Origin of the sequence: Pseudomonas sp. D2002 (genome assembly GCF_013385735.1) — a bacterium.
GTDB lineage: Bacteria > Pseudomonadota > Gammaproteobacteria > Pseudomonadales > Pseudomonadaceae > Aquipseudomonas.
Map to the genome: position 1 here is coordinate 178,220 of NZ_JACAPL010000006.1, position 20,278 is coordinate 198,497.

At 61.4% G+C, this 20,278-nt stretch carries 17 protein-coding genes; 8 read left to right on the forward strand and 9 right to left on the reverse strand.

Annotated elements, in window-relative coordinates:
- The first annotated feature begins 255 nt into the window (after positions 1-255).
- Positions 256-2,193: an ATP-dependent DNA helicase RecQ gene (locus tag HX783_RS13790; protein ID WP_177017222.1), complete on the forward strand. Its 1,938-nt coding sequence runs from the start codon at positions 256-258 to the stop codon at positions 2,191-2,193.
- Between the two features lie 23 nt (positions 2,194-2,216).
- Positions 2,217-2,648 carry a thioesterase family protein gene (locus HX783_RS13795; RefSeq protein WP_177017223.1) on the forward strand — a complete coding sequence of 144 codons (432 nt, stop codon included), beginning with the start codon at positions 2,217-2,219 and terminating at the stop codon, positions 2,646-2,648.
- A gap of 142 nt (positions 2,649-2,790) precedes the next feature.
- Here the strand turns inward: HX783_RS13795 and HX783_RS13800 are convergent, their stop codons facing one another.
- The 4 genes from HX783_RS13800 to HX783_RS13815 form a co-directional block, all read right to left on the reverse strand.
- Positions 2,791-3,270, reverse strand: a complete 480-nt coding sequence (locus HX783_RS13800) for a glycine zipper domain-containing protein (protein ID WP_012721700.1) — start codon at positions 3,268-3,270, stop codon at positions 2,791-2,793.
- A 325-nt stretch (positions 3,271-3,595) separates the two neighbouring features.
- Positions 3,596-5,944, reverse strand: coding sequence for an FdhF/YdeP family oxidoreductase (locus tag HX783_RS13805; protein ID WP_177017224.1), 2,349 nt, complete (start codon positions 5,942-5,944; stop codon positions 3,596-3,598).
- Positions 5,941-6,780 (reverse strand): formate dehydrogenase accessory sulfurtransferase FdhD, encoded by an 840-nt coding sequence (fdhD, locus tag HX783_RS13810; RefSeq protein ID WP_177017225.1) that lies wholly within the window; start codon positions 6,778-6,780, stop codon positions 5,941-5,943. Before fdhD ends, HX783_RS13805 begins: the two co-directional genes overlap by 4 nt.
- A 97-nt stretch (positions 6,781-6,877) precedes the next feature.
- Complete coding sequence (locus tag HX783_RS13815) at positions 6,878-7,765, reverse strand: LysR family transcriptional regulator (protein WP_177017226.1); 888 nt, start codon at positions 7,763-7,765, stop codon at positions 6,878-6,880.
- Positions 7,766-7,895: 130 nt separating this feature from the next.
- Here HX783_RS13815 and lysM point away from each other — a divergent pair, with 130 nt between their 5' ends.
- Positions 7,896-8,336 (forward strand): peptidoglycan-binding protein LysM, encoded by a 441-nt coding sequence (lysM, locus tag HX783_RS13820; protein WP_177017227.1) that lies wholly within the window; start codon positions 7,896-7,898, stop codon positions 8,334-8,336.
- 110 nt (positions 8,337-8,446) lie between these two features.
- Here lysM and yrfG read toward each other — a convergent pair whose 3' ends face one another.
- On the reverse strand, positions 8,447-9,109 hold the full coding sequence (gene yrfG, locus HX783_RS13825) for a GMP/IMP nucleotidase (RefSeq protein ID WP_177017228.1): 663 nt from the start codon (positions 9,107-9,109) through the stop codon (positions 8,447-8,449).
- Between the two features lie 86 nt (positions 9,110-9,195).
- Here yrfG and nudE point away from each other — a divergent pair, with 86 nt between their 5' ends.
- Together nudE and cysQ are read left to right on the forward strand one after the other, a co-directional pair.
- On the forward strand, positions 9,196-9,762 hold the full coding sequence (nudE, locus tag HX783_RS13830; RefSeq protein WP_159953679.1) for an ADP compounds hydrolase NudE: 567 nt from the start codon (positions 9,196-9,198) through the stop codon (positions 9,760-9,762).
- The gene (gene cysQ / locus HX783_RS13835) at positions 9,759-10,595 is read left to right on the forward strand and encodes a 3'(2'),5'-bisphosphate nucleotidase CysQ (protein WP_177017229.1); all 837 of its coding nucleotides are present in this window, start codon (positions 9,759-9,761) and stop codon (positions 10,593-10,595) included. Before nudE ends, cysQ begins: the two co-directional genes overlap by 4 nt.
- Before the next feature lie 128 nt (positions 10,596-10,723).
- On the opposite strand, the gene HX783_RS13840 is transcribed toward cysQ, so the two are convergent.
- The 4 genes from HX783_RS13840 to rfbB are packed head-to-tail and all read right to left on the reverse strand — an operon-like array spanning position 10,724 to position 15,517.
- On the reverse strand, positions 10,724-11,179 hold the full coding sequence (locus HX783_RS13840; protein ID WP_177017230.1) for a thioesterase domain-containing protein: 456 nt from the start codon (positions 11,177-11,179) through the stop codon (positions 10,724-10,726).
- Between the two features lie 26 nt (positions 11,180-11,205).
- Entirely contained in the window at positions 11,206-12,591 is a 1,386-nt protein-coding gene (locus HX783_RS13845; RefSeq protein WP_159953682.1) for a sigma-54 dependent transcriptional regulator, read from the reverse strand.
- Entirely contained in the window at positions 12,588-14,396 is a 1,809-nt protein-coding gene (locus HX783_RS13850) for an ATP-binding protein (protein ID WP_177017231.1), read from the reverse strand. Before HX783_RS13850 ends, HX783_RS13845 begins: the two co-directional genes overlap by 4 nt.
- 38 nt (positions 14,397-14,434) lie before the next feature.
- Positions 14,435-15,517, reverse strand: a complete 1,083-nt coding sequence (gene rfbB / locus HX783_RS13855; RefSeq protein WP_177017232.1) for a dTDP-glucose 4,6-dehydratase — start codon at positions 15,515-15,517, stop codon at positions 14,435-14,437.
- Between the two features lie 152 nt (positions 15,518-15,669).
- On the opposite strand from rfbB, the gene HX783_RS13860 reads away from it, so the two are divergent.
- From HX783_RS13860 to HX783_RS13870, 3 genes are all read left to right on the forward strand, one after another.
- Positions 15,670-18,573 carry an aminotransferase gene (locus HX783_RS13860; RefSeq protein ID WP_177017233.1) on the forward strand — a complete coding sequence of 968 codons (2,904 nt, stop codon included), beginning with the start codon at positions 15,670-15,672 and terminating at the stop codon, positions 18,571-18,573.
- A 122-nt stretch (positions 18,574-18,695) separates the two neighbouring features.
- Positions 18,696-19,802: an agmatine deiminase gene (aguA, locus tag HX783_RS13865; RefSeq protein ID WP_177017234.1), complete on the forward strand. Its 1,107-nt coding sequence runs from the start codon at positions 18,696-18,698 to the stop codon at positions 19,800-19,802.
- A gap of 234 nt (positions 19,803-20,036) precedes the next feature.
- Positions 20,037-20,252 (forward strand): hypothetical protein, encoded by a 216-nt coding sequence (locus tag HX783_RS13870; protein WP_177017235.1) that lies wholly within the window; start codon positions 20,037-20,039, stop codon positions 20,250-20,252.
- The last annotated feature ends 26 nt before the right edge of the window (positions 20,253-20,278 follow it).

Consider the following 20,278-nt stretch of genomic DNA (forward strand, 5'->3'; position numbering starts at 1 on the left):
GAGCGGGCTTGCCCGCGATGGCGGTGGTTCAGTTGATACTTGGGTCGACTGATACACCGCCATCGCCGGCAAGCCAGCTCCCACATTTGGTTTGTATTCTTCTCACAAAATCGAGTGAACAACCCTACTTCGGCCCAAGGCCATCCCCCAGCCTGTGTATCATCCTGTCTCTTTTTTCCTTGCGACCTTTCTCGATTCGCTGAGCGTGCTGGTCTATGTTTTGGGCTCGTTCAGCGGTCAATGGAGTGACAGCTTATGCACAACACTCTCCAACAGGTCTTTGGTTATCCACAGTTTCGTTTGGGCCAGGAAGAAGCGGTCAGCGCCGTGCTGGCCGGTCGTTCGGCCGCCGCTATCTTTCCTACCGGCTCGGGCAAGTCGTTGTGTTATCAGCTGTCGGCAGTGCTGCTGCCGCACCTGACGCTGGTAGTGTCGCCGTTGTTGGCGTTGATGCAGGACCAGCTGGGTTTCCTGCAGCGCCACGGTATTTCGGCGGGCAGTATCGATTCGGCGCAGAGCCGCGAAGACGCCAATGACGTCATGGCCCGTGCGCGTTCGGGCGAGTTGAAAATCCTGATGATTTCCGTGGAGCGTTTGAAGAACGAGCGCTTCCGTAACTTCCTGCAAAGCGTGCAGATCTCGCTGCTGGTGGTGGATGAGGCGCACTGTATTTCCGAGTGGGGCCACAACTTCCGTCCGGATTATTTGAAGCTGCCGGACTACCAGCGCCAGTTCAATATCCCGCAAACCTTGCTGCTAACGGCTACGGCCACGCCCAAGGTGATTGCCGACATGCAGGCGAAGTTCGCCATTGTACCGGCAGATGTGATCACCACGGGCTTCTACCGGCCCAATCTCAACCTGCTGGTAGAGCCGGTGAGCGGCCACGACAAACGTCGGCGCCTGGTCGAATGGATGAGCGAGCGCGCTAACCAGCCGAGCATCGTCTACGTCACCCTGCAGAAAACCGCCGAGCAGATTGCCGAACACTTGAACCGCAACGGCATCCAGGCCGAGGCCTATCACGCCGGTTTGCCCCACGATAAACGCGAGGGCATCCAGCAGCGCTTTATGGGCGGGCGTTCCAATTGCATCGTCGCCACCATCGCATTCGGTATGGGCATCGATAAAAGTGACATCCGCAATGTGGTGCACTTCGACTTGCCTAAATCCATCGAGAACTACAGCCAGGAAATTGGCCGCGCCGGGCGTGACGGGCAGCCGTCCGATTGCCTGGTGCTGGCCAACCGCGACAGCCTCAATGTGCTGGAAAACTTTGTGTATGGCGACACGCCGGAGCAGGAGGGCATTCTGCGGGTGCTCAATGAGTTGCAGGCCGCGCGGGGCGAGGGGCAGTGGGAGTTCTTGCTGAGGTCGCTGTCAGACCACAGCAACATCCGCGAACTGCCGCTGAAGACTCTGCTGGTGCAGTTGGAACTCAAGGGAGTGATTGCGCCGCGCTACGCGTTTTATGCCGAATACCGCTTCAAGTACCTGATTGAACCCGAGGCCTTGCTGGCGCGCTTTTCCGGTGAACGGCAGGAGTTTGTCGCAGCCATTATCCAGGTGTGCAGTCGCGCCAGGACTTGGGCGACCGTGGATTTCGACGCGTTGTACCAGCAACACAATGCCGAGCGTGGTCGGGTGGTGAAAGCGCTGGATTACTTCCAGGAACAGGGCCTGATCGAGCTGGAAAGCAAGCAGATGACCGAGGTCTACAGCGTGTTGAACGCCGATTTTGACCCGCAGGCGTTGAGCGCCGAGTTATACACAGGCTTCAAGCAGCACGAGGTCGGTGAGGTGGCGCGGATTCACGCCATGCTTGATCTTTTCGCCACCGAACATTGCCTTGGGCAGCGTCTGGCCAAGTACTTTGGTGATGAACAGGCACCCCAGCGTTGCGGGCATTGTTCGGTGTGCCATGGCCAGGTTGCACACTTACCGCCGCCGCCGAGCCTGCCGCCACTTGTGGATAAAAACTTCATGGGGCTGTGCGGTGATTTTATCCACAGGCATCATGAACACACCGGGAGCCTGCCCGGTGCGGAACGGCTGACGCGGTTTCTGGGGGGGATCAGCGTGCCGTTGTTTACCAAGCTCAAAGCGCGCGGCATTCCGGGTTTTGCCGCGCTGGAGGACTACCCCTACGCCGAGGTGCGTGAGTGGGCTGAAGCCCATTTGAATGATCTATAAACCCACTTTCACGAGACCTGCACATGCCTGACTCTATGCCGTTGCGCGCCGATTACCGTCACTTCCAGCCGATCATCACGCGTTGGCACGACAACGATGTGTATGGCCATGTGAATAACGTCACCTACTACAGCTTCTTCGACACGGCGGTGAATACCTACCTGATTGAAGAGGGCGGGTTGGATATTCATGACGGGGAAGTGGTGGGGTTTGTGGTGAGCTCGGCGTGCGATTACTTCGCGTCGATCGCGTTTCCTGATCGCCTGGAAATTGGCCTGCGGGTGGGCAAGTTGGGCAACAGCTCGGTGCAGTATGAGCTGGCGGTGTTCAAGTCAGGCGAGGAGGACGCCTGCGCGGCGGGGCGCTTTGTGCATGTGTTCGTGGACCGCGCGTCGAACCAGCCGGTGACGATTCCGGGGAGATTGCGTGAGGCGTTGCAGCGGTTGGTGGTGTAACACAACTTTTGTGATCGGCGAAAATCACTGTGGGAGCTGGCTTGTCTGCGATAACGGTGGGTCAGGGTTGGATGTGCTCCCTGACACTACGCTATCGCGGGCAAGCCCGCTCCCACATGGGTCCAGCAGTGTGCTCTAGACCTTACCGATGACGGTAATGGTGCTTGTTCTTGCGATGCCCATACGCATGCCCGCGGCCACGATGGTCATCACGGTCATAGCGACGGTTATCCCGGCCGCGATAACGGCGGTCATCGTCGTCACTCTTGTTGCCCATGTAGTTGCCCAGCGCACCGCCTGCGCCACCGCCGGCGGCTGCGCCGATCAGGCTGCCGGTGTTGCCGCCCATGCTGCGGCCCACCACGTTGCCACCGGCTGCGCCGAGGGCGCCGCCAATAGCGGCTTCGCCACGGCTGCGCTTGTCGGCGCCGACGGCACTGCCGCCTGCGCCGCCCAGGGCTGCACCGATGGCCGAACCGGTGTTACCACCGATTTGCTGGCCCACTACCGAACCTAAAACCCCGCCCAATGCGCCGCCCACACCGGCTTCGGTGGTGCCACCGGCCATGGCTGCGCCACTGACCAGGCCAAGGGACAACAAGAGAATCGAGGAGAACTTCATAGAGAGACCTCAAGAGGATGACGGCGCGATCCTGAGGTTGTATCGATACGCTGACAATCGAAAACCGACCAGTGGTATGAGTTGTATACAATTTGCTAAGTTGCTGTTTTGTATGGGGAACTTAAGTTATTTTTGCGAGTCTTTAGCTACTTCGGAACGGCCGCTTTTATGCAAAAGCGACCTTTTTTTGCGCCTGAAAAATAGGCGGCGACTGTGCTGGACTCTTCGCGAGCAAGCCCGCTCCCACATTTGGAATGCATTTCCAGTGTGGGAGCGGGCTTGCTCGCGAAAGCGGTCGCTCAAGCAAAGAAGAGCTCGGATTAAGTCAGGCTGAGCGGGCCATGATCAAGCCACTGTCGCTCGCCGCTTCCAAACGAATCGCCACAAACTTCGACGTCGGCGTATGGCTGCCATCTCCGGTGCTTTCCAATGGCACCAATGGGTTCACTTCCGGGTAATACGCCGCCGCCTGCCCCGCTGGAATATCAAATGCCAGCAAGGTGAAGCCTTTGACGCGGCGCTCACGACCGTCTTCCCACAGCGACACGATGTCGGCCTTCTGCCCCGGCTTGAAGCCCAGGCGGATGATGTCGGCTTCGTTGACGAACAGCACGTCACGCTGACCTTTCACGCCACGGTAGCGGTCGTCCAGGCCGTAAATGGTGGTGTTGTACTGATCGTGGGAGCGCATCGACTGCATGATCAGGTCTGGCACGCGGCCCGTGGCGTGGGTGCGTTCGTGAATCAGGTCCTTGGGCAGCACGTTCGGGCGGAAGTTTGCGCGGCCCGACGGGGTATTCCAGCGGCGTGCACCAGCAGAGTTGCCCAGGTAGAAACCGCCCGGGTTTTTGATCTTCTCGTTGAAGTCTTTGAAGCCTGGAATGGTGTCGGCGATCAGGTCGCGGATGCGCCCGTAGTCGGCCACCAGCCAGTTCCAATCCACCGGTTTGCTGCCCAGGGTCGCGGCGGCAATGCCTGCCAGGATGGCCGGCTCGGATTTCATCAGCTTCGACAGCGGCTGCAATTGGCCGTTGGAGCCGTGCACCATGCTGAACGAGTCTTCCACGGTAACGGCTTGCGGGCCGTCAGCCTGGATATCGATGTCGGTACGGCCCAGGCACGGCAGGATCAGCGCGTCTTTACCGTGCATCAAATGGCTGCGGTTGAGCTTGGTGCTGATCTGCACGGTCAGGTCGCAGCTGCGCAATGCTTCAAAGGTGCGCGGGCTGTCGGGCGTGGCTTGGGCGAAGTTGCCGCCCAGGCCGATAAACACTTTGGAGCGGCCTTCGAGCATCGCGTGGATCGCTTCGACCACGTTGTGGCCATTGTGGCGCGGCACCTGGAACTGGAAGCGGCGTTCCAGGGAATCGAGAAACGCCACCGGTGGGCGTTCGTTGATGCCCATGGTGCGGTCGCCCTGCACGTTACTGTGGCCACGCACCGGGCACAGGCCGGCGCCTGGGCGGCCGATGTTGCCGCGCAGCAGCATCAGGTTGGCGATTTCCTGGATGGTCGGCACCGAGTGGCGATGCTGAGTGATGCCCATCGCCCAGCACATGATCACGTTTTTGCCTTTGGCGTACATGCGCGCCGCTTGCTCGATTTCAACCAGGCTCAGGCCGGACTGCGAGACGATTTCATCCCACGAGGTGTCGTCGATCTGGCCTAGGTAATCCAGCACATTAGCCGTGTGTTCGTTGAGGAAGTCGTGGTCGAACACGGCTTCTTTGCCTTCGGCCTGGGCCTGGCGCTCCCACAGCAACAGGAATTTGGCCATGCCGCGCAGGATGGCCATGTCGCCACCCAACGCCGGGCGGAAGTAGGCGGTGTTGGTCGGTTTGTCGCCGTTGGTGAGCATTTCCAGCGGGTGTTGCGGGTGCTGGAAGCGTTCCAAACCACGCTCTTTCAGCGGGTTGATGCACACCACCTGGGCACCGCGTTTAACCGCTTCACGCAGCGGCTCGAGCATGCGCGGGTGGTTGGTGCCGGGGTTCTGGCCCCACACGAAAATCGCATCGGCGTGTTCGAAGTCATCAAAGGTCACGGTGCCTTTGCCCACACCCACGCTTTGCGCCAGGGCTACGCCGCTGGCTTCGTGGCACATGTTCGAGCAGTCCGGGAAGTTGTTGGTGCCGTAGGCGCGTACGAACAGCTGATACAGGTACGCCGCTTCGTTGCTGGCGCGGCCCGAAGTGTAGAACTCGGCCATGTCCGGGCTTGGCAGGGCGTTGAGGTGTTTGCCGACCAGATCAAACGCCGCTTCCCAGCTGATGGGCTTGTAGCGGTCGGTTTCGGCGTCATACCGCATCGGCTCGGTCAGGCGGCCCTGGTATTCCAGCCAATAGTCGCTCTGTTCCAGCAGTGCGGTCACGCTGTGCTTGGCAAAAAATGCCGCGTCCACACGACGTTTGGTGGCTTCCCAGTTGACGGCCTTGGCGCCGTTTTCGCAGAACTTGACCATGCCGCTTTCCGGCGAGTCGCCCCAGGCGCAGCCCGGGCAGTCGAAGCCGCCGTTCTGGTTGGTCTTGAGCATCATGCGCAGGTTTTTTAGCGCGTTGTCGCTGGTCAGCCAGGCCTGCGCCACGCTGATCAATGCACCCCAGCCGCCCGCCGGGCCTTTGTAGGGCTTATAGCGCGGGGTCGGGGTTTGGTCGGCTTGATGATGCTGGCTCATGGCTGGTTCTCCATCGCAGGGCTGTAGACCCGCGGCGCACTTTTCTGCGGCAGGTGGATGAGATTGAGGTTGTGCCGGCGAGCCCATTGCAGGGCCAGGCCGGTGGGCGACGACAGGCTGACCAAGGTCTGGATGCCCGCGCGCAGAACTTTTTGGATCAATTCGAGGCTGCAGCGGCTGGTGACAATTGCCAGGCCGCCGTCGGTCGGAATCTTTTGGCGGATCAGCCCGCCGATCAATTTATCCAGGGCGTTGTGCCGGCCGATGTCTTCGCGGCCCATCAGCAATTCGCCCTGGTTGTTCATAAACACCGCCGCGTGCACCGCGCCGCTGTATTGGCCTAGAGGCTGGAAAGCACTGATGCGCTGGCGCAGGCCATCAAGCCATTCGGCGGGCGGCAATGGCGCGCCGGGCAGCACTTCAAGATTCGGTAGCGCTTGTTCTACCGCTTCAACACCGCATAACCCGCAACCGCTGGTGCCGGCCAATTGGCGGCGTTGCTGCTTGAGGTTCCAGAACGCGCGGCTCGATATCTGCACCTGGGCGTACTGGGTTGAGCCTGAACCGCTGAGTTTCAGATCATAAATGTCGCTAACGTCGGCTATAATGCCGCTTCCGATGCTGAAGCCCACAATAAAGTCTTCGAGGTCCGTCGGCGTCACCAGCATCACGGCCTGGCTGATGTCGTTATAGGCAATCGCCAACGCCACTTCTTCCGCCAACGCAGTGCTGGCGACTTCTGTGTGTTCAAGATTGCAAAACTGGTAGCTCTGGCTGGCGGCGGGCGCGGGCGTTTCGAGGGCGGGCGCCGCGCAGACTGGGCGCTTGGCGTTCATGGGGCAGTACCACCGGCGGATTGATCAGTGTTTAGACTAGGCGCGACAAAGGGTCGCGTCTAATTGCCAGTACTGATCTACCGATAGATGGCGTCGATCAAGCGTCTTGCTGCGATTTTTGAAACAACGCAAAACAGGCTTCCGCCAGCGCCGAGCGGGGTGCGCTGCGGCGCATGATCAGCCCCAGGCGCGCCAACGTGTGAGCGTCTTCAATGGGTTGCAGGCGCAGGTGCTCGGTGAGGGCGTCGAGACCGCCGTCCAGTGGCATTACGGCGCAGCACAGGCCACCGTGAACAGCTTGTAACAATTGATGCACCGCATCGGTTTGCAGCAAGGGCTGCGGGTTGAGCCCACGGCTGTGGAAGTTGTGGTCGATGGACTGGCGAAAGTGCATGCCGCTGGTGAGCATGCCCAGGGGCAGTTCGATCAATGCTTCCCAGCTCAACGGTTTGTCGCCGAAGCTGAAAAACCGTTGGTCGTAGAGCAGGCCCATGCGCGTCTCGCTCAGGGCCAGCGAGTCGAAGCGCTCGTTGTCCAGGCGCTCCAGGTAGGACACGCCCAGGTCGAGGCGATTGCTCGCCAGCTGTTCAAGAATTTGCTCGGAGCTTAATGCCGAGAGCTCGAATCGCAGGCTCGGGTGCTCTTTATGCAGTTGTTGCATCAGCGCCAAGGGATCGAAGCTCGACAGCGGCACCACACCCAGGCGCAACGTACCGACCAGGTTGCCGCGACAGGCCGCCGCTTCGGCCAGCAAACCGTCATAAGCCGCCAGCACGGTGCGGGCCCACGCCAATACCCGCTCGCCCGGCGCGGTGAAGCCTTCGAAGCGCTGGCCGCGATTGACCAGCGGCAAGTCCAGCTCTTCTTCCAGGTTGCGCAGGCGCATCGACAGGGTCGGCTGGGTGATGTGACAACGCGCTGCCGCCTGGCCGAAGTGGCGGGTCTCGTCGAGGGCGATGAGGAATTTCAGCTGTTTGATGTCCATCTTCGCTCCAGGCTTATTCCAATGGCGAGGGATTCTAGCGCGTTTGAGTCTTTGGTCGGTTCGGAACCCGAATCTGTAGGACTGGTCTAGTCTTGGGCATCTGGAACTTAAATCCCAAGGAGAGCGCACCATGAGTATTTTTAGCTTTGTTAAGGAAGCGGGCGAGAAGCTGATTGACCTGTTGACGCCGGGTAATGCCAACGCAAGTGATGAGTTGAAGAAGCACATCAGCGCTGTCGGGCTTGGAAACCCGAATATCACCGCCACCGTTGATGGCGACAAGGTCACCGTGAAGGGTGAAGTCGCCACTCAGGAAGAGAAAGAGAAAATCATCCTGGCTGCAGGCAACATCGCGGGTGTTGGCAGTGTAGAAGACCAGATTACTGTGTCTGGCCCGGCCGTGGCTGCCGCACGTTTTGTAGTCGTGAAAAAAGGCGACACCCTCAGCGCGATTTCCCTGGCGGTGTATGGCAACGCCAACCAGTACAACAAAATCTTTGAGGCCAATAAGCCACTGCTTAAAGATGTAAATAAAATTTACCCAGGGCAAACGCTGCGTATTCCTGAGTAATACACAGAACAAAATTGTGGGAGCGGGCTTGCTCGCGAAAGCGGTGGATCAGTCACCCAATGTATTGACTGACACTCAGCATTCGCGAGCAAGCCCGCTCCCACAGTTGATTAGAGCCCGACAATCAGGTCCCTGTAATCCCCAACCGCTGCAAATTCAGCCGTGTCTTTCGGCCCCTTCTTGCTGTCCGGTTCCTTCACCGCCAGCAAATGCCCCACGCCAAACTCCCGAGCACTGCGCAAGATCGGCAAGGTGTCATCGATAAACAGGCTGCGGGCCGGGTCGAAGTGGATGTCGGCTTGCAGGGCTGCCCAGAACTGCGGGTTTTCCTTGGGAAAGCCGTAGTCGTGGGAACTGATCAACCGCTCGAAATACGGCACCAGTTCAATGCGTTCCAACTTCAGTGACAGCGAATCACGGTGCGCGTTGGTGATCAGGATCACGCGCTTGCCGGCCCGTTTGATTGCCGCCAGAAACGTATCCGCGTCCGGGCGCAGGGCGATCAGGTGGGCGGTTTCCAGCTTGAGTTCGCGCACCGGAATGTTCAGCTCGGTGCTCCAGAAATCCAGGCAATACCATTGCAACTGTCCGGCGTTACGCTCGAACAGCGGCTGCAACTCCAGCTCGGCCATGGCCCGGCTCACCCCGTGCAGCTCGGCGTAGCGTTGGGGCAAGTGCTCCATCCAGAAATGGTTGTCGAAATGCAGATCGAGCAAGGTGCCGTCCATGTCCAGCAAGACGGTGTCGATGGCGTGCCAGTTCAAAGAGGGCATTTGCGTTCTCATGTAAGTAAAGATATCCGACACAGACAATCGGAAAAGCCACGGTATAGTAACCCGATCACGCCAAGGAGCCGCTTATGCGCCAGAAACCCACCGTACTCGCCCGCGAAATAGTCGCCAGTAGCCGTTTGTTCCGCGTGGAGGAAGTGCAATTGCGCTTTTCCAATGGCGTTGAACGTACCTACGAGCGCCTGGTGGGCCGCGGTGCCGGCTACGGCGCGGTGATGATCGTGGCGATGATCGATGATGAGCATGCGTTGCTGGTGGAAGAGTATTGCGGTGGCACTGACGAATACGAGTTGTCGCTGCCCAAGGGCCTGATCGAGCCCGGCGAAGACGTGCTGGCGGCTGCTGATCGTGAACTCAAGGAAGAAGCCGGCTATGGCGCGCGGCAGTTGGAACACATCACCGAACTGTCGTTGTCACCGGGCTACATGAGCCAGAAAATCCAGGTGGTGCTGGCCACCGACCTGTACGAAGAACGCCTGGAAGGCGACGAGCCCGAACCGATGCGCGTGGAGCGGGTCAACCTGCGCGAGTTGTCGCAGCTGGCGCAGAACGAGCAATTCAGCGAGGGTCGCGCCCTGGCCGCACTGTATCTGGTACGAGACCTGTTGACCCAGCGTGGAGCGTTTACCGCATGAGCGAACTGTTTTTAGGCCACCCGTTTATTGCCCCTGTGATTGAGCTGGCGCGTCAGGCCGGTGAAGTGATCCTGCCGTACTGGCGTGCGGATGTGGCGGTCACCTCCAAGGCTGATGATTCGCCGGTGACGGCGGCGGACCTGGCCGCTCACCACTTGATTCTGGCGGGCCTTACCGCGCTCGATCCGAGTATTCCAGTGTTGTCCGAAGAGGATGCGGACATCGACCAGAGCGTGCGCGCAGGCTGGCATCGCTGGTGGCTGGTGGACCCGTTGGATGGCACCAAGGAATTTATCTCCGGCAGCGAAGAGTTCACCGTCAACATCGCCCTGATCGAGCAAGGCCGCGTGGTGTTTGGCGTGGTGTCGATGCCCACCAGCGGCCGCTGCTACTTCGGTGGCGCGGGCCTGGGAGCCTGGCGTTCGGATGTGAGCGAAGCGCCCAAGCAGATTCAAGTGCGCCAAACCCCGGCAGCGGGTGAGGCTTTCACCGTGGTGGCCAGCCGTCGCCATACCAGCCCGGAACAGGAGCGCCTGCTCGACGGCTTGAGCGAAGGGCTTGGGGAACTGAAACTGGCGAATATCGGCAGCTCGCTGAAATTCTGCCTGTTGGCTGAAGGCAGCGCCGATTGCTACCCGCGTTTGGCGCCGACTTCGCAGTGGGACACCGCAGCGGCCCAAGGCGTGCTGGAGGGCGCCGGGGGCGAAGTGTTGGAGTTGAGCGGCGAGCCGTTCAGCTACCCGGCGCGGGAATCGTTGTTGAACCCGTTCTTTTTGGCGTTGCCGGCCAAGGCCGCGTGGCGCGAACGATTGCTAAACCTGGCGAGATCTTAAGGCCAAAGCAAATCAAAAATGTGGGAGCGGGCTTGCTCGCGAATGCGGTGTATCAGACACATATTGAGTGACTGACACGCCACTTTCGCGAGCAAGCCCGCTCCCACAGTTGTTTTGTGTTGTGGCGGCTAGCGGTGCAAGACGTACTGGCCAGTAAACGCCACAGCCCGTTCCTCACTGCCCTCATTCACGATCCACGTCACCAGCGTCAACCGCGCGCGGCCATAACGCTTGTACGTCGCCACAAAACGCTTCCACACCTTCTCCTCCGGCGCCTGGCACACCACCGTCGCATCCCGCGTGACCGGCAGCGGGTAGCTGATCTGGCCTTCCTGAATCACGATATGCCCATCTTCAATGCCTTCTTCACGCAATTGCAGGTGCAGCCAACCCCAGCCCGCCAGCACTGCGCCGCAATACAGGCTGCCGCCAAACATCGTGCTCTTATGGTTGATATTGGCCTGCAAGGGCAGGTGCAACTGCAGTTGGCCGTGTTGCCAGTCGAGCACCTTGAGGCCCATTTCCCGGGTGAGCGGGATGTCGTGGTGAAGGATGGATTCCAGGTAACGGCTGTCGCGGCTCATGGTGGCCTCTTGGCGGGTGGGCGGGGTCATTCGTCGTCAGTGCTGTGGCTGGCGCTGTCGGCGAAGTTCAGGCCGTGCTTGCGCAGTTTGTCGTGCAGGGTTTTGCGCGGTATGCCCAAGGCTTCGGCGAGGCTGCGCACCGAGCTGTGGGGGCGCGTCAGTTCGGCGGCGATCAGGCTTTTTTCGAACTGCTCGACTTGCTCGCTCAAGCCGCCAGTGGTTGACGTCAGCACGCCCGCGGCGGGGTTGTCCGCCGTGGCATCCAATGCCAGTTCCAACCCAAGGGCAAAACGCTCCGCTGCATTTTGCAGTTCGCGCACATTGCCCGGCCAGTTGTGGCGCAACAGCAGCGCCCGCTGGCCCGGTTGCAACTCGTGCAACGGCAGGCCGTGGCGGCTGCTGGCTTCGTCGGCGAAATGCTGGAACAGCATCAGCGCATCTTCACCGCGCTCACGCAGTGGCGGAATGCGCAGTGGCGCGACGTTGAGGCGGTAATACAAGTCGGCACGGAAACGGCCCTGGTCGGCAGCCTGGCGCAGGTCTTCCTTGGTGGCGGCGATAATGCGGATGTCCAGCGGGATCAACTGATTGCCGCCCAGGCGCTCAACCACGCGCTCCTGCAACAGGCGCAGCAACTTGACCTGCACATCCAGGCTCATGCTTTCGATTTCATCGAGAAACAGCGTGCCGCCGTTGGCGAATTCGAACTTGCCGATACGGCGCTTCTGCGCGCCGGTAAAGGCGCCCGGTTCGTGGCCGAACAGCTCGCTTTCGACCACCGATTCCGCCAGCGCGCCGGCGTTGATCGCCACAAACGGGCCGCTGCGCCGGCTCGACAGGTCGTGCAGCGCGCGGGCCACCACTTCTTTGCCGGCGCCGGTTTCGCCGAGGATCAGCACGTCGGCACGCGTGGCGGCCAGGGCGCCGATCTGCTCGCGCAGGCGCAGCATTTGCGGCGAGTGCCCAACCAGGCGCGTGCTCAATTGCTGGCGGTCGCTGAGGGCCAGGCGCAGGCTGCGGTTGTCCAGCACCAGCCGGCGCAGGGCCAAGGCGCGGCGCACGCTGTCGAGCAGGGCGTCGCTGGCGAAGGGTTTTTCGAGGAAGTCATAGGCGCCGGCGCGCATCGCCTGCACCGCCAGCGGCACATCGCCGTGGCCGGTGATCAACAGCACCGGCAGCTCCGGGTCCTGGCCGTGCAGCTCGGCGAGCAGCTCCAGGCCGTCCATGCCGGGCATGCGGATGTCGCTGACCACCACGCCCGGCCAGTCGCGGGACAGGCGCGCAGTGAGGCCGGTGGCTTCGCCCAGGGTCAGGACTTTCAGCCCGGCCAGGTCCAGGGTCTGGCACAGGGCCTGACGCAGGTGCGGATCGTCGTCGATCAACACCACCTGAATCTGGTTATCGATACTCATACACTGCGGTCCTCGGACGGTTGCAGACTGACGCCCGGCGAGCCGGCACGCAATTTCAAGGTTAACAGCGCGCCACCTTCCTTGTGGTTGGCGAACAGTAATTCGCCGCCAAAAGCACGCATCAGCGTGTCACAAATTGCCAGCCCGAGCCCGAGGCCCTGGGTGCGCGTCTTGGTGGTATAGAACGGCTCGCTCGCGCGGCCCAGGGCTTCCATGCAAAAGCCCGGGCCGTTGTCGCGAATGTACAGGTTGACGCCCTGTTCGGTGGTTTCGGCACTCAGCCACAGTTTGCGCGGCGGGCCTTTTTCGGTGAGGGCGTCGAGGGCGTTGGCCAGCAGGTTGCCGAGCACCTGGCGCAGGCGGGTTTCGCCGGCTTGCACCCACAGGGTCGCTTCCGGCAGGTCGCGGATCAACTCGACTTCCATCGACCGCCGCCGCTTGGCCAGCAACGCCAGCGCGTCATCCAGCGCCGGCTGCAGGGCCACGCTTTCCGGGGCGTGACGGTCGCGCCGGGCGAACGCACGCAAGTGCGCGATGATCGAGGCCATGCGCCCGGTCAGTTCGCTGATCAGCTTGAGGTTGCCGCGGGCGTCGTTGGTGCGCTCATGGTCGAGCAGAATCTCGGCGTTCTCCGCGTAGCTGCGAATCGCCGCAAGAGGCTGGTTGAGTTCGTGGCTGATACTCGCTGACATGGTGCCCAGCGCGGACAGTTTGCCGGCCTGCACCAGGTCATCCTGGGCGCGCACCAGCTCCTGCTGTGCGTGTTCGCGCTCGAGCACTTCCTGCTTGAGGCGACGGTTAAGGCCTTCGAGGTCACTGGTGCGCTCAATCACGCGCGCTTCCAGTTCGCGGCGGGCCTTGGCTTCGAAGGCGATGCGTTCCAGGTAATGCCGACGGCGCTGCATCATCAAGCCCAGCAGCAACATCAACACCAGCAACGCGGCGCCGCCGACGGCCACCACGGTGCGCACCGGGCGGCTGATCAGCGAGCGCGGCGCGAGAATTTCCACGTTCCAGCCGGTTTCGGCAATGGCCGTGGATTGGCGCAGCCAGGCCGTGGTGCTCAGCGCCAGTGGCTGCGGGTCGCGCGTGGGGTAGGGCTGGATGGCGATGATCGCCTGGCGTTCTTCGGCGGTCAGTGGCCGGGTGGCGCGGAATCGCCATTGCGGGCGCGAGGTGAGGATCACCACGCCGTTGTGGTCGGTCACCAGCAGTTGTTCGGGGGTGTTGCCCCACAGGCTTTCGGTGTGGTCCAGGTCGACCTTGACCACCAGCACACCGATGATTTTGTCGCCGTCACGCACGGCGGCCGCAAAGAAGTAGCCGCGCTTGGCTGACGTGGTGCCCAAACCGAAAAACCGCCCCAGGCGCCCGGCCATGGCTTCACTGAAGTACGGACGGAAAGAAAAATTGCGCCCGACAAAGCTGTCCTGTTTATCCCAGTTGGAGGCGGCGAGGGTCTTGCCGGTGGTATCCATCAGGTACATCACTTCCACCCCGGCCTGGGCGGCGACGTCCTTGAGCAGCAGGTTGGCGTTGGTCAGGTTGGTGCTGACCTGGGGCGCGTCCAGCGCGGTACGCAGGGCCGGCAGGTCACCGAGAATCTGCGGCAGTACTTCATAGCGGTGCAAGGTGCCGAGCAGGTTGGCGACGTACAGGTCGAGGGTCTGGCGGTTTTGCCCGGCCAGTTCGCTGCGGTAATAGCGCTCGGCCAAGTGCTCCAGCGGCCACAGCAACGGTGCCAGGCACAACGCCAACAGGGCGAGGCTGCGCCAGCGGGGTCTTCGCGGAAGGGGTGGAGTCATGGGAGATGCGCCTGTGGGGACAGGCGCATTATGCCTGATTAGGCGATCAGGTCCTTGGGCTCGGTGTTGCCCAAGCGTTCACCCTGGTAGCTGCCGTCCTGGACCCGGCGGCACCAGTCGAGGTTGTCGAGATACCACTGCACGGTTTTGCGCAGGCCGGTTTCGAAGGTTTCTTCCGGCACCCAGCCGAGTTCGCGTTCGATCTTGCTCGCATCGATCGCATAGCGCTGGTCGTGGCCCGGGCGGTCCTTGACGAAGGTGATCAGGTCCGTGAATTTTTCTACGCCCGCTGGGCGTTGCGGCGCCAGCTCTTCGAGCAGGCCACAAATGCCACGCACCACGTCGATATTCTTCTGCTCGTTGTGGCCGCCGATGTTGTAGGTCTCGCCCACCACACCTTCAGTCACAACCTTTAGCAGGGCGCGGGCGTGATCTTCGACGAACAGCCAGTCGCGCACCTGCAAACCATCACCGTAGACCGGCAGTGGCTTGCCCGCGAGGGCGTTGAGGATGACCAGCGGGATCAGCTTCTCAGGAAAGTGAAACGGCCCGTAGTTGTTCGAGCAATTGGTCAACAGCACCGGCAGGCCATAGGTGCGCTGCCAGGCGCGTACCAGGTGGTCGGACGCCGCTTTGCTGGCCGAATACGGCGAGCTGGGCGCGTAGGGCGTGGTTTCGGTGAACAGGTCGTCCACGCCGTGCAGGTCGCCGTAGACCTCATCGGTGGAGATGTGGTGGAAGCGGAATGCGCTTTTGGCTGGCTCGTCGAGCTTGTGCCAATAGGCGCGGGCGGCTTCCAGCAAGCTGTAGGTGCCGACGATATTGGTCTGGATAAAATCCGACGGGCCGTCAATGGAGCGGTCGACATGCGACTCGGCAGCCAAATGCATGATTGCCTGCGGCTCAAAGCGCGCGAGCACGGCGCTGACGGTGGCCTGGTCGATGATATCGGCCTGCACGAACTCATAGCGGCTGTTGGACGCGATGCTGGTCAGCGACTCCAGGTTGCCGGCGTAGGTGAGTTTGTCCAGGTTGAGCACTTCGTGCTCAGTGTGTTGAATCAGGTGGCGGATCAGGGCAGAGCCGATAAACCCGGCACCACCGGTGATGAGAATGCGCATGTCGAGGGGCCTTTTCCTTAGACGGACACTGGGCGAATGAAGCATAGCTTGAGTTGTGAAGTGGGCCGGTGCAAGCGTGGGATGCGCGAGGGGTTGATTAACGGCCCTGAACAATGGCGATATAGACGCCTAAAAAAGCAGAGGTCGCCACAATGTTGCTCGCCACGTTGATCCATCGTGCCAGTTTGCCTTGCCCACAGGTGAGTGCGGCTCAAGCTGCACAGCTACTTGAGCAACATTACGGGCTGACGGGCGCACTGCTGTCGCTGGGCAGCCAGCAGGACCTCAACTACCGAGTCGACAGCGAGCGCGGGCGGTTCGTGCTGAAAATCTGCCGGGGTGACTACGCAGCCGTTGAGCTGCACGCCCAGCACGCCGCCCTGCATGACCTGCAAGCGCACGTGCGCGTGCCCAAGGTGGTTCGCGCGCTGAGCGGTGAAGATCTGTTGACGGTCACCGTCGATAATCAAGTGTTACATCTGCGGGTGTTGGACTACATCGACGGGCAGCCCCTGACTCACCTGCCGCACCTGGGCCGCGATGTGATCGCAGGTTTTGGTGAGCTGTGCGGGCAAGTCAGCCACGCACTCGCGCGTTTCCAGCACCCGGGCCTTGAGCGCACGCTGCAATGGGACCCGCGCCACGCTCACGAGCTGATCACGCATTTGCTGGCCACCCTGGAGAACCTGCCCCATCGCGAGGCCATCGAACGCGTGGCCAGGCAGGTCGATGCGCGCATTCGGCCCGTGGCCGAGCAGCTGCCGTGGCAAGCCGTGCACATGGATATCACCGATGACAATGTGGTGTGGCAGCGCGATGCCCAGCGGCATTGGCAGGTCCAGGGCGTGATTGATTTCGGTGATCTGGTGCACACCTGGCGCATTGCCGACCTGTCGGTGACTTGCGCGGCGCTGTTGCACCATGCTGACGGCGACCCCTTTGCGATTTTGCCGGCGATCCAGGCCTTTCACGCGGTGACGCCGCTGCAACGCGAGGAGCTGTCAGTGCTGTGGCCGTTAATCGTCGCCCGTGCGGCGGTGCTGGTGCTGAGCAGCGAGCAACAGCAACGGCTCGACCCGGATAACACCTACTTATTGAAAAACGCCGAGCACGAGTGGGAAATCTTCCACGTGGCGACCTCGGTGCCGCTTGAGTTGATGGAAGCGGCGATTCTGCGTTGCGTCGGTGAGGCCCTGTCGCCGATGGCCAGCCAGGAGTTCGCGCCCTTACTGCCGGGCCTGGTGGGGCGCGAATTTGCGCTGATTGACTTGGGCGTGCTCAGCCCGCATTTCGAGGCCGGCAACTGGGAGCAACCTGGCATCGACCGGCGCCTGCTGGATGAAGCGGCGGCGGTGCACGGTTTGGCGGCCAGCCGGTATGGGCAATATCGGCTGTCACGTACCCGTGCCGACACGGCCGTCGAACCCGACACGTTCCCCCTGCACGTGGAATTGCATCTGCCCCATGGCACCGTGCTGGAAGCGCCCTTTGGCGGGACGTTACGCCAGGGCGTCGATGGTTTGCTGTGCGTGCATGATGCCCCGTTGAGCCTGCGTTTATGGGGCGTCACCACCACATTGAAGCCGGGCGCAGTGCTGGTCAAAGGGCAAATCCTCGGCGAAGTGCATGGGCCGCTCACCGTGCAGCTTTGCCGCGCCGACCTTGAGCCGCCGCTGTTCTGCACACCGACCCGGGCACACGCATGGCAGGCCCTCTGCCCATCGCCGGCGACGCTGTTGGGGCTGGCCTGTGATGCAGAACCCGAGCTGGACCCCGAGGCGCTGCTGGCTCGGCGCGACGCCAGTTTCGCCCGCTCACAGAAGCACTATTACGTTGACCCGCCGCGCATCGAACGCGGCTGGCGCAATCATCTGATCGACATGCAGGGCCGCTCTTACCTGGACATGCTCAACAACGTGGCGGTGCTGGGCCACGGCCACCCGCGCATGGCGGCGGTGGCGGCGCGGCAGTGGTCGCTGCTCAACACCAACTCGCGCTTTCACTACGCGGCGATTGCCGAGTTTTCCGAACGGCTGCTGGCGTTGGCGCCGGAGGGCATGGACCGGGTGTTCCTGGTCAACAGCGGCACCGAGGCCAATGACTTGGCGATCCGGCTGGCGTGGGCCTACAGCGGCGGGCGCGACATGCTCAGCGTGCTGGAGGCCTATCACGGCTGGTCGGTGGCGGCGGATGCGGTTTCTACCTCGATTGCCGATAACCCACAGGCACTGAGCAGCCGCCCGGAGTGGGTGCACCCGGTGACCGCGCCGAATACCTATCGTGGTGAGTTCCGTGGGCAGGACAGTGCGCCGGACTACGTGCGAAGCGTGGAACACAACCTGGCGAAAATTGCCGCCAGTCAGCGCCAATTGGCGGGTTTTATCTGTGAACCGGTGTACGGCAATGCCGGCGGCATCTCCCTGCCGCCGGGCTATTTGCAGCAAGTCTATGGCTTGGTGCGCGCCCAGGGCGGCGTGTGCATCGCCGATGAAGTGCAGGTGGGTTATGGCCGCATGGGGCATTTCTTCTGGGGCTTTGAAGAACAGGGCGTGGTGCCGGACATCATCACCATGGCCAAGGGCATGGGCAACGGCCAGCCGTTGGGCGCGGTGATCACCCGGCGTGACATCGCCGAGGCGCTGGAGGCCGAGGGCTATTTCTTCTCGTCATCAGGCGGCAGCCCGGTCAGTTGCCGGATCGGCATGGCCGTGCTGGATGTGATGGCGGAAGAAAAGCTGTGGGAAAACGCCCAAGTGGTGGGCGGGCATTTCAAGGCGCGCCTGGAAGCCCTGATTGATCGTCACCCGTTGGTGGGCGCTGTGCATGGTTCCGGGTTTTATTTGGGCCTGGAATTGGTGCGTGATCGGCAGACGTTGGAGCCCGCCACAGCAGAGACCTCGCTGTTGTGTGACCGCCTGCGTGAGCTGGGGATTTTTATGCAGCCGACCGGCGACTACCTCAACATCCTGAAGATCAAGCCGCCGATGGTCACCACCAAACGCAGCGTGGATTTCTTTGTCGACATGCTGTCGAAGGTGCTGGATGAGCATTTGTGATTAGTCGATTGTTATCGGCTATAAACTGTCATATTTGTAATTCATGATATTTTATTGCTTTTAAAGCCGATTTTTATCCGTTATAAAGTCGGCCTTCACCCCCATTCGGAGTCCTGAACGCCATGACCACCTTGCACAGCACACCCCGCGCCGATGGCTTCTACATGCCCGCCGAATGGGCGCCACAAACGCAAACCTGGATGATCTGGCCCGAGCGCCCCGACAACTGGCGCCTGGGCGGCGAGCCGGCGCAGGCCGCCCATGTGGCGGTGGCCAAGGCCATTGCGCGGTTTGAACCGGTGACCGTCGCGGTGTCTGCCGGGCAGTACGAAAATGCCCGTGCGCGTTTGGACCTGCCCAATATCCGCGTGGTAGAAATGTCCAACGACGACGCGTGGGTGCGCGACACCGGCCCAACCTTCGTGATCAACAACAGCGGCGAAGTGCGCGGCGTGAACTGGGATTTCAACGCCTGGGGCGGCTTTGACGGTGGCCTGTACGCGCCGTGGAACCGTGACTCGCAGGTGGGCGGCAAGATCCTCGAGATCGAACGCGCCCCGCGCTATCGCACCGAAGGTTTTGTGCTGGAAGGCGGTTCGATCCATGTCGACGGTGAAGGCACGGTGATCACCACTGAAGAGTGCCTGTTGAACCGCAATCGCAACCCGCACCTGGATCGCGCGGCCATCGAAGCGGTGCTCCGCGATAACCTGGCTGTGGATAAGATCATCTGGCTGCCGGACGGCCTGTTCAACGACGAAACCGACGGCCATGTGGATAACTTCTGCTGCTACGTGCGCCCAGGTGAAGTGTTGCTGGCCTGGACCGATGACCCGCAAGACCCGAACTACGCGCGCTGCCACGCCGCCATGGACGTGCTGCAAAGCAGCACTGACGCCCAGGGCCGCGCATTCACGGTGCATAAAATGCCGATCCCGGGGCCGCTGTACGCCACCGAGGAAGAGTGCGCCGGTGTTGAACCGGTGGACGGCAGCCAGGAGCGTAACCCGAGCGTGCGGCTGGCCGGTTCCTATGTGAACTTCCTGATCGTCAACGGCGGCATCATTGCCCCGAGCTTCGACGACCCGCTGGACAGCCAGGCCAAGCAAATCCTGCAGAACCTGTTCCCGCAGCACGAAGTGGTGATGGTGCCGGGGCGTGAACTGTTACTGGGCGGCGGCAATATCCATTGCCTGACCCAACAACAGCCGGCCCCGCACAAAAACTGAGTGCAGTTGTAACAGCGTTTGAGCGATACCTGAGCGCTACCTGTTTATAGCGCCCATAGCAAGCCCGCGGCCCCGCACGGTCGCGGGCTTTTTTGTGTCCGAAAGCCTATAAACACGGGAGATTGGCATAGCTCTTGTATCGGTGTTGCCACAGTAACCCAAGGTGATGACTGCACAGTTCTGTCACAAACCTTGAGTAAGTTAGCCGCTCACGCAGTAGGAGAGAGCGCTGAAATGAATGCCGATATCAACCTGATCTATACGCGCCCGTTCCACCCCACACGGGTCAATGGTGATGCGATCCATGCGCTGGCGCTCTGGTTGAAGGCAAACGGCTCGCGACAGGTGAGGCAACAGCCTGACCTGCGCAGTGTGATGAGTGAACGTTACCCGGCGGGGTTGTTCAGTGAGGATGAAGTGCGCGCGTTGTGTGAGTTGATGCAAAGCTGAGAAACAATGAGATTAATGTGGGAGCG

Excerpts from the sequence above, each read along its gene's own strand:
- yrfG (WP_177017228.1), bottom strand. The coding sequence starts at position 9,109 with ATGCCCTCTTTGAACTGGCACGCCATCGACACCGTCTTGCTGGACATG.
- HX783_RS13795 (WP_177017223.1), top strand. The coding sequence starts at position 2,217 with ATGCCTGACTCTATGCCGTTGCGCGCCGATTACCGTCACTTCCAGCCG.
- HX783_RS13860 (WP_177017233.1), top strand. The coding sequence starts at position 15,670 with ATGTTGCTCGCCACGTTGATCCATCGTGCCAGTTTGCCTTGCCCACAG.
- nudE (WP_159953679.1), top strand. The coding sequence starts at position 9,196 with ATGCGCCAGAAACCCACCGTACTCGCCCGCGAAATAGTCGCCAGTAGC.
- cysQ (WP_177017229.1), top strand. The coding sequence starts at position 9,759 with ATGAGCGAACTGTTTTTAGGCCACCCGTTTATTGCCCCTGTGATTGAG.
- HX783_RS13845 (WP_159953682.1), bottom strand. The coding sequence starts at position 12,591 with ATGAGTATCGATAACCAGATTCAGGTGGTGTTGATCGACGACGATCCG.
- HX783_RS13800 (WP_012721700.1), bottom strand. The coding sequence starts at position 3,270 with ATGAAGTTCTCCTCGATTCTCTTGTTGTCCCTTGGCCTGGTCAGTGGC.
- lysM (WP_177017227.1), top strand. The coding sequence starts at position 7,896 with ATGAGTATTTTTAGCTTTGTTAAGGAAGCGGGCGAGAAGCTGATTGAC.
- HX783_RS13870 (WP_177017235.1), top strand. The coding sequence starts at position 20,037 with ATGAATGCCGATATCAACCTGATCTATACGCGCCCGTTCCACCCCACA.
- HX783_RS13805 (WP_177017224.1), bottom strand. The coding sequence starts at position 5,944 with ATGAGCCAGCATCATCAAGCCGACCAAACCCCGACCCCGCGCTATAAG.
- fdhD (WP_177017225.1), bottom strand. The coding sequence starts at position 6,780 with ATGAACGCCAAGCGCCCAGTCTGCGCGGCGCCCGCCCTCGAAACGCCC.
- HX783_RS13840 (WP_177017230.1), bottom strand. The coding sequence starts at position 11,179 with ATGAGCCGCGACAGCCGTTACCTGGAATCCATCCTTCACCACGACATC.
- HX783_RS13790 (WP_177017222.1), top strand. The coding sequence starts at position 256 with ATGCACAACACTCTCCAACAGGTCTTTGGTTATCCACAGTTTCGTTTG.
- HX783_RS13815 (WP_177017226.1), bottom strand. The coding sequence starts at position 7,765 with ATGGACATCAAACAGCTGAAATTCCTCATCGCCCTCGACGAGACCCGC.
- rfbB (WP_177017232.1), bottom strand. The coding sequence starts at position 15,517 with ATGCGCATTCTCATCACCGGTGGTGCCGGGTTTATCGGCTCTGCCCTG.
- aguA (WP_177017234.1), top strand. The coding sequence starts at position 18,696 with ATGACCACCTTGCACAGCACACCCCGCGCCGATGGCTTCTACATGCCC.
- HX783_RS13850 (WP_177017231.1), bottom strand. The coding sequence starts at position 14,396 with ATGACTCCACCCCTTCCGCGAAGACCCCGCTGGCGCAGCCTCGCCCTG.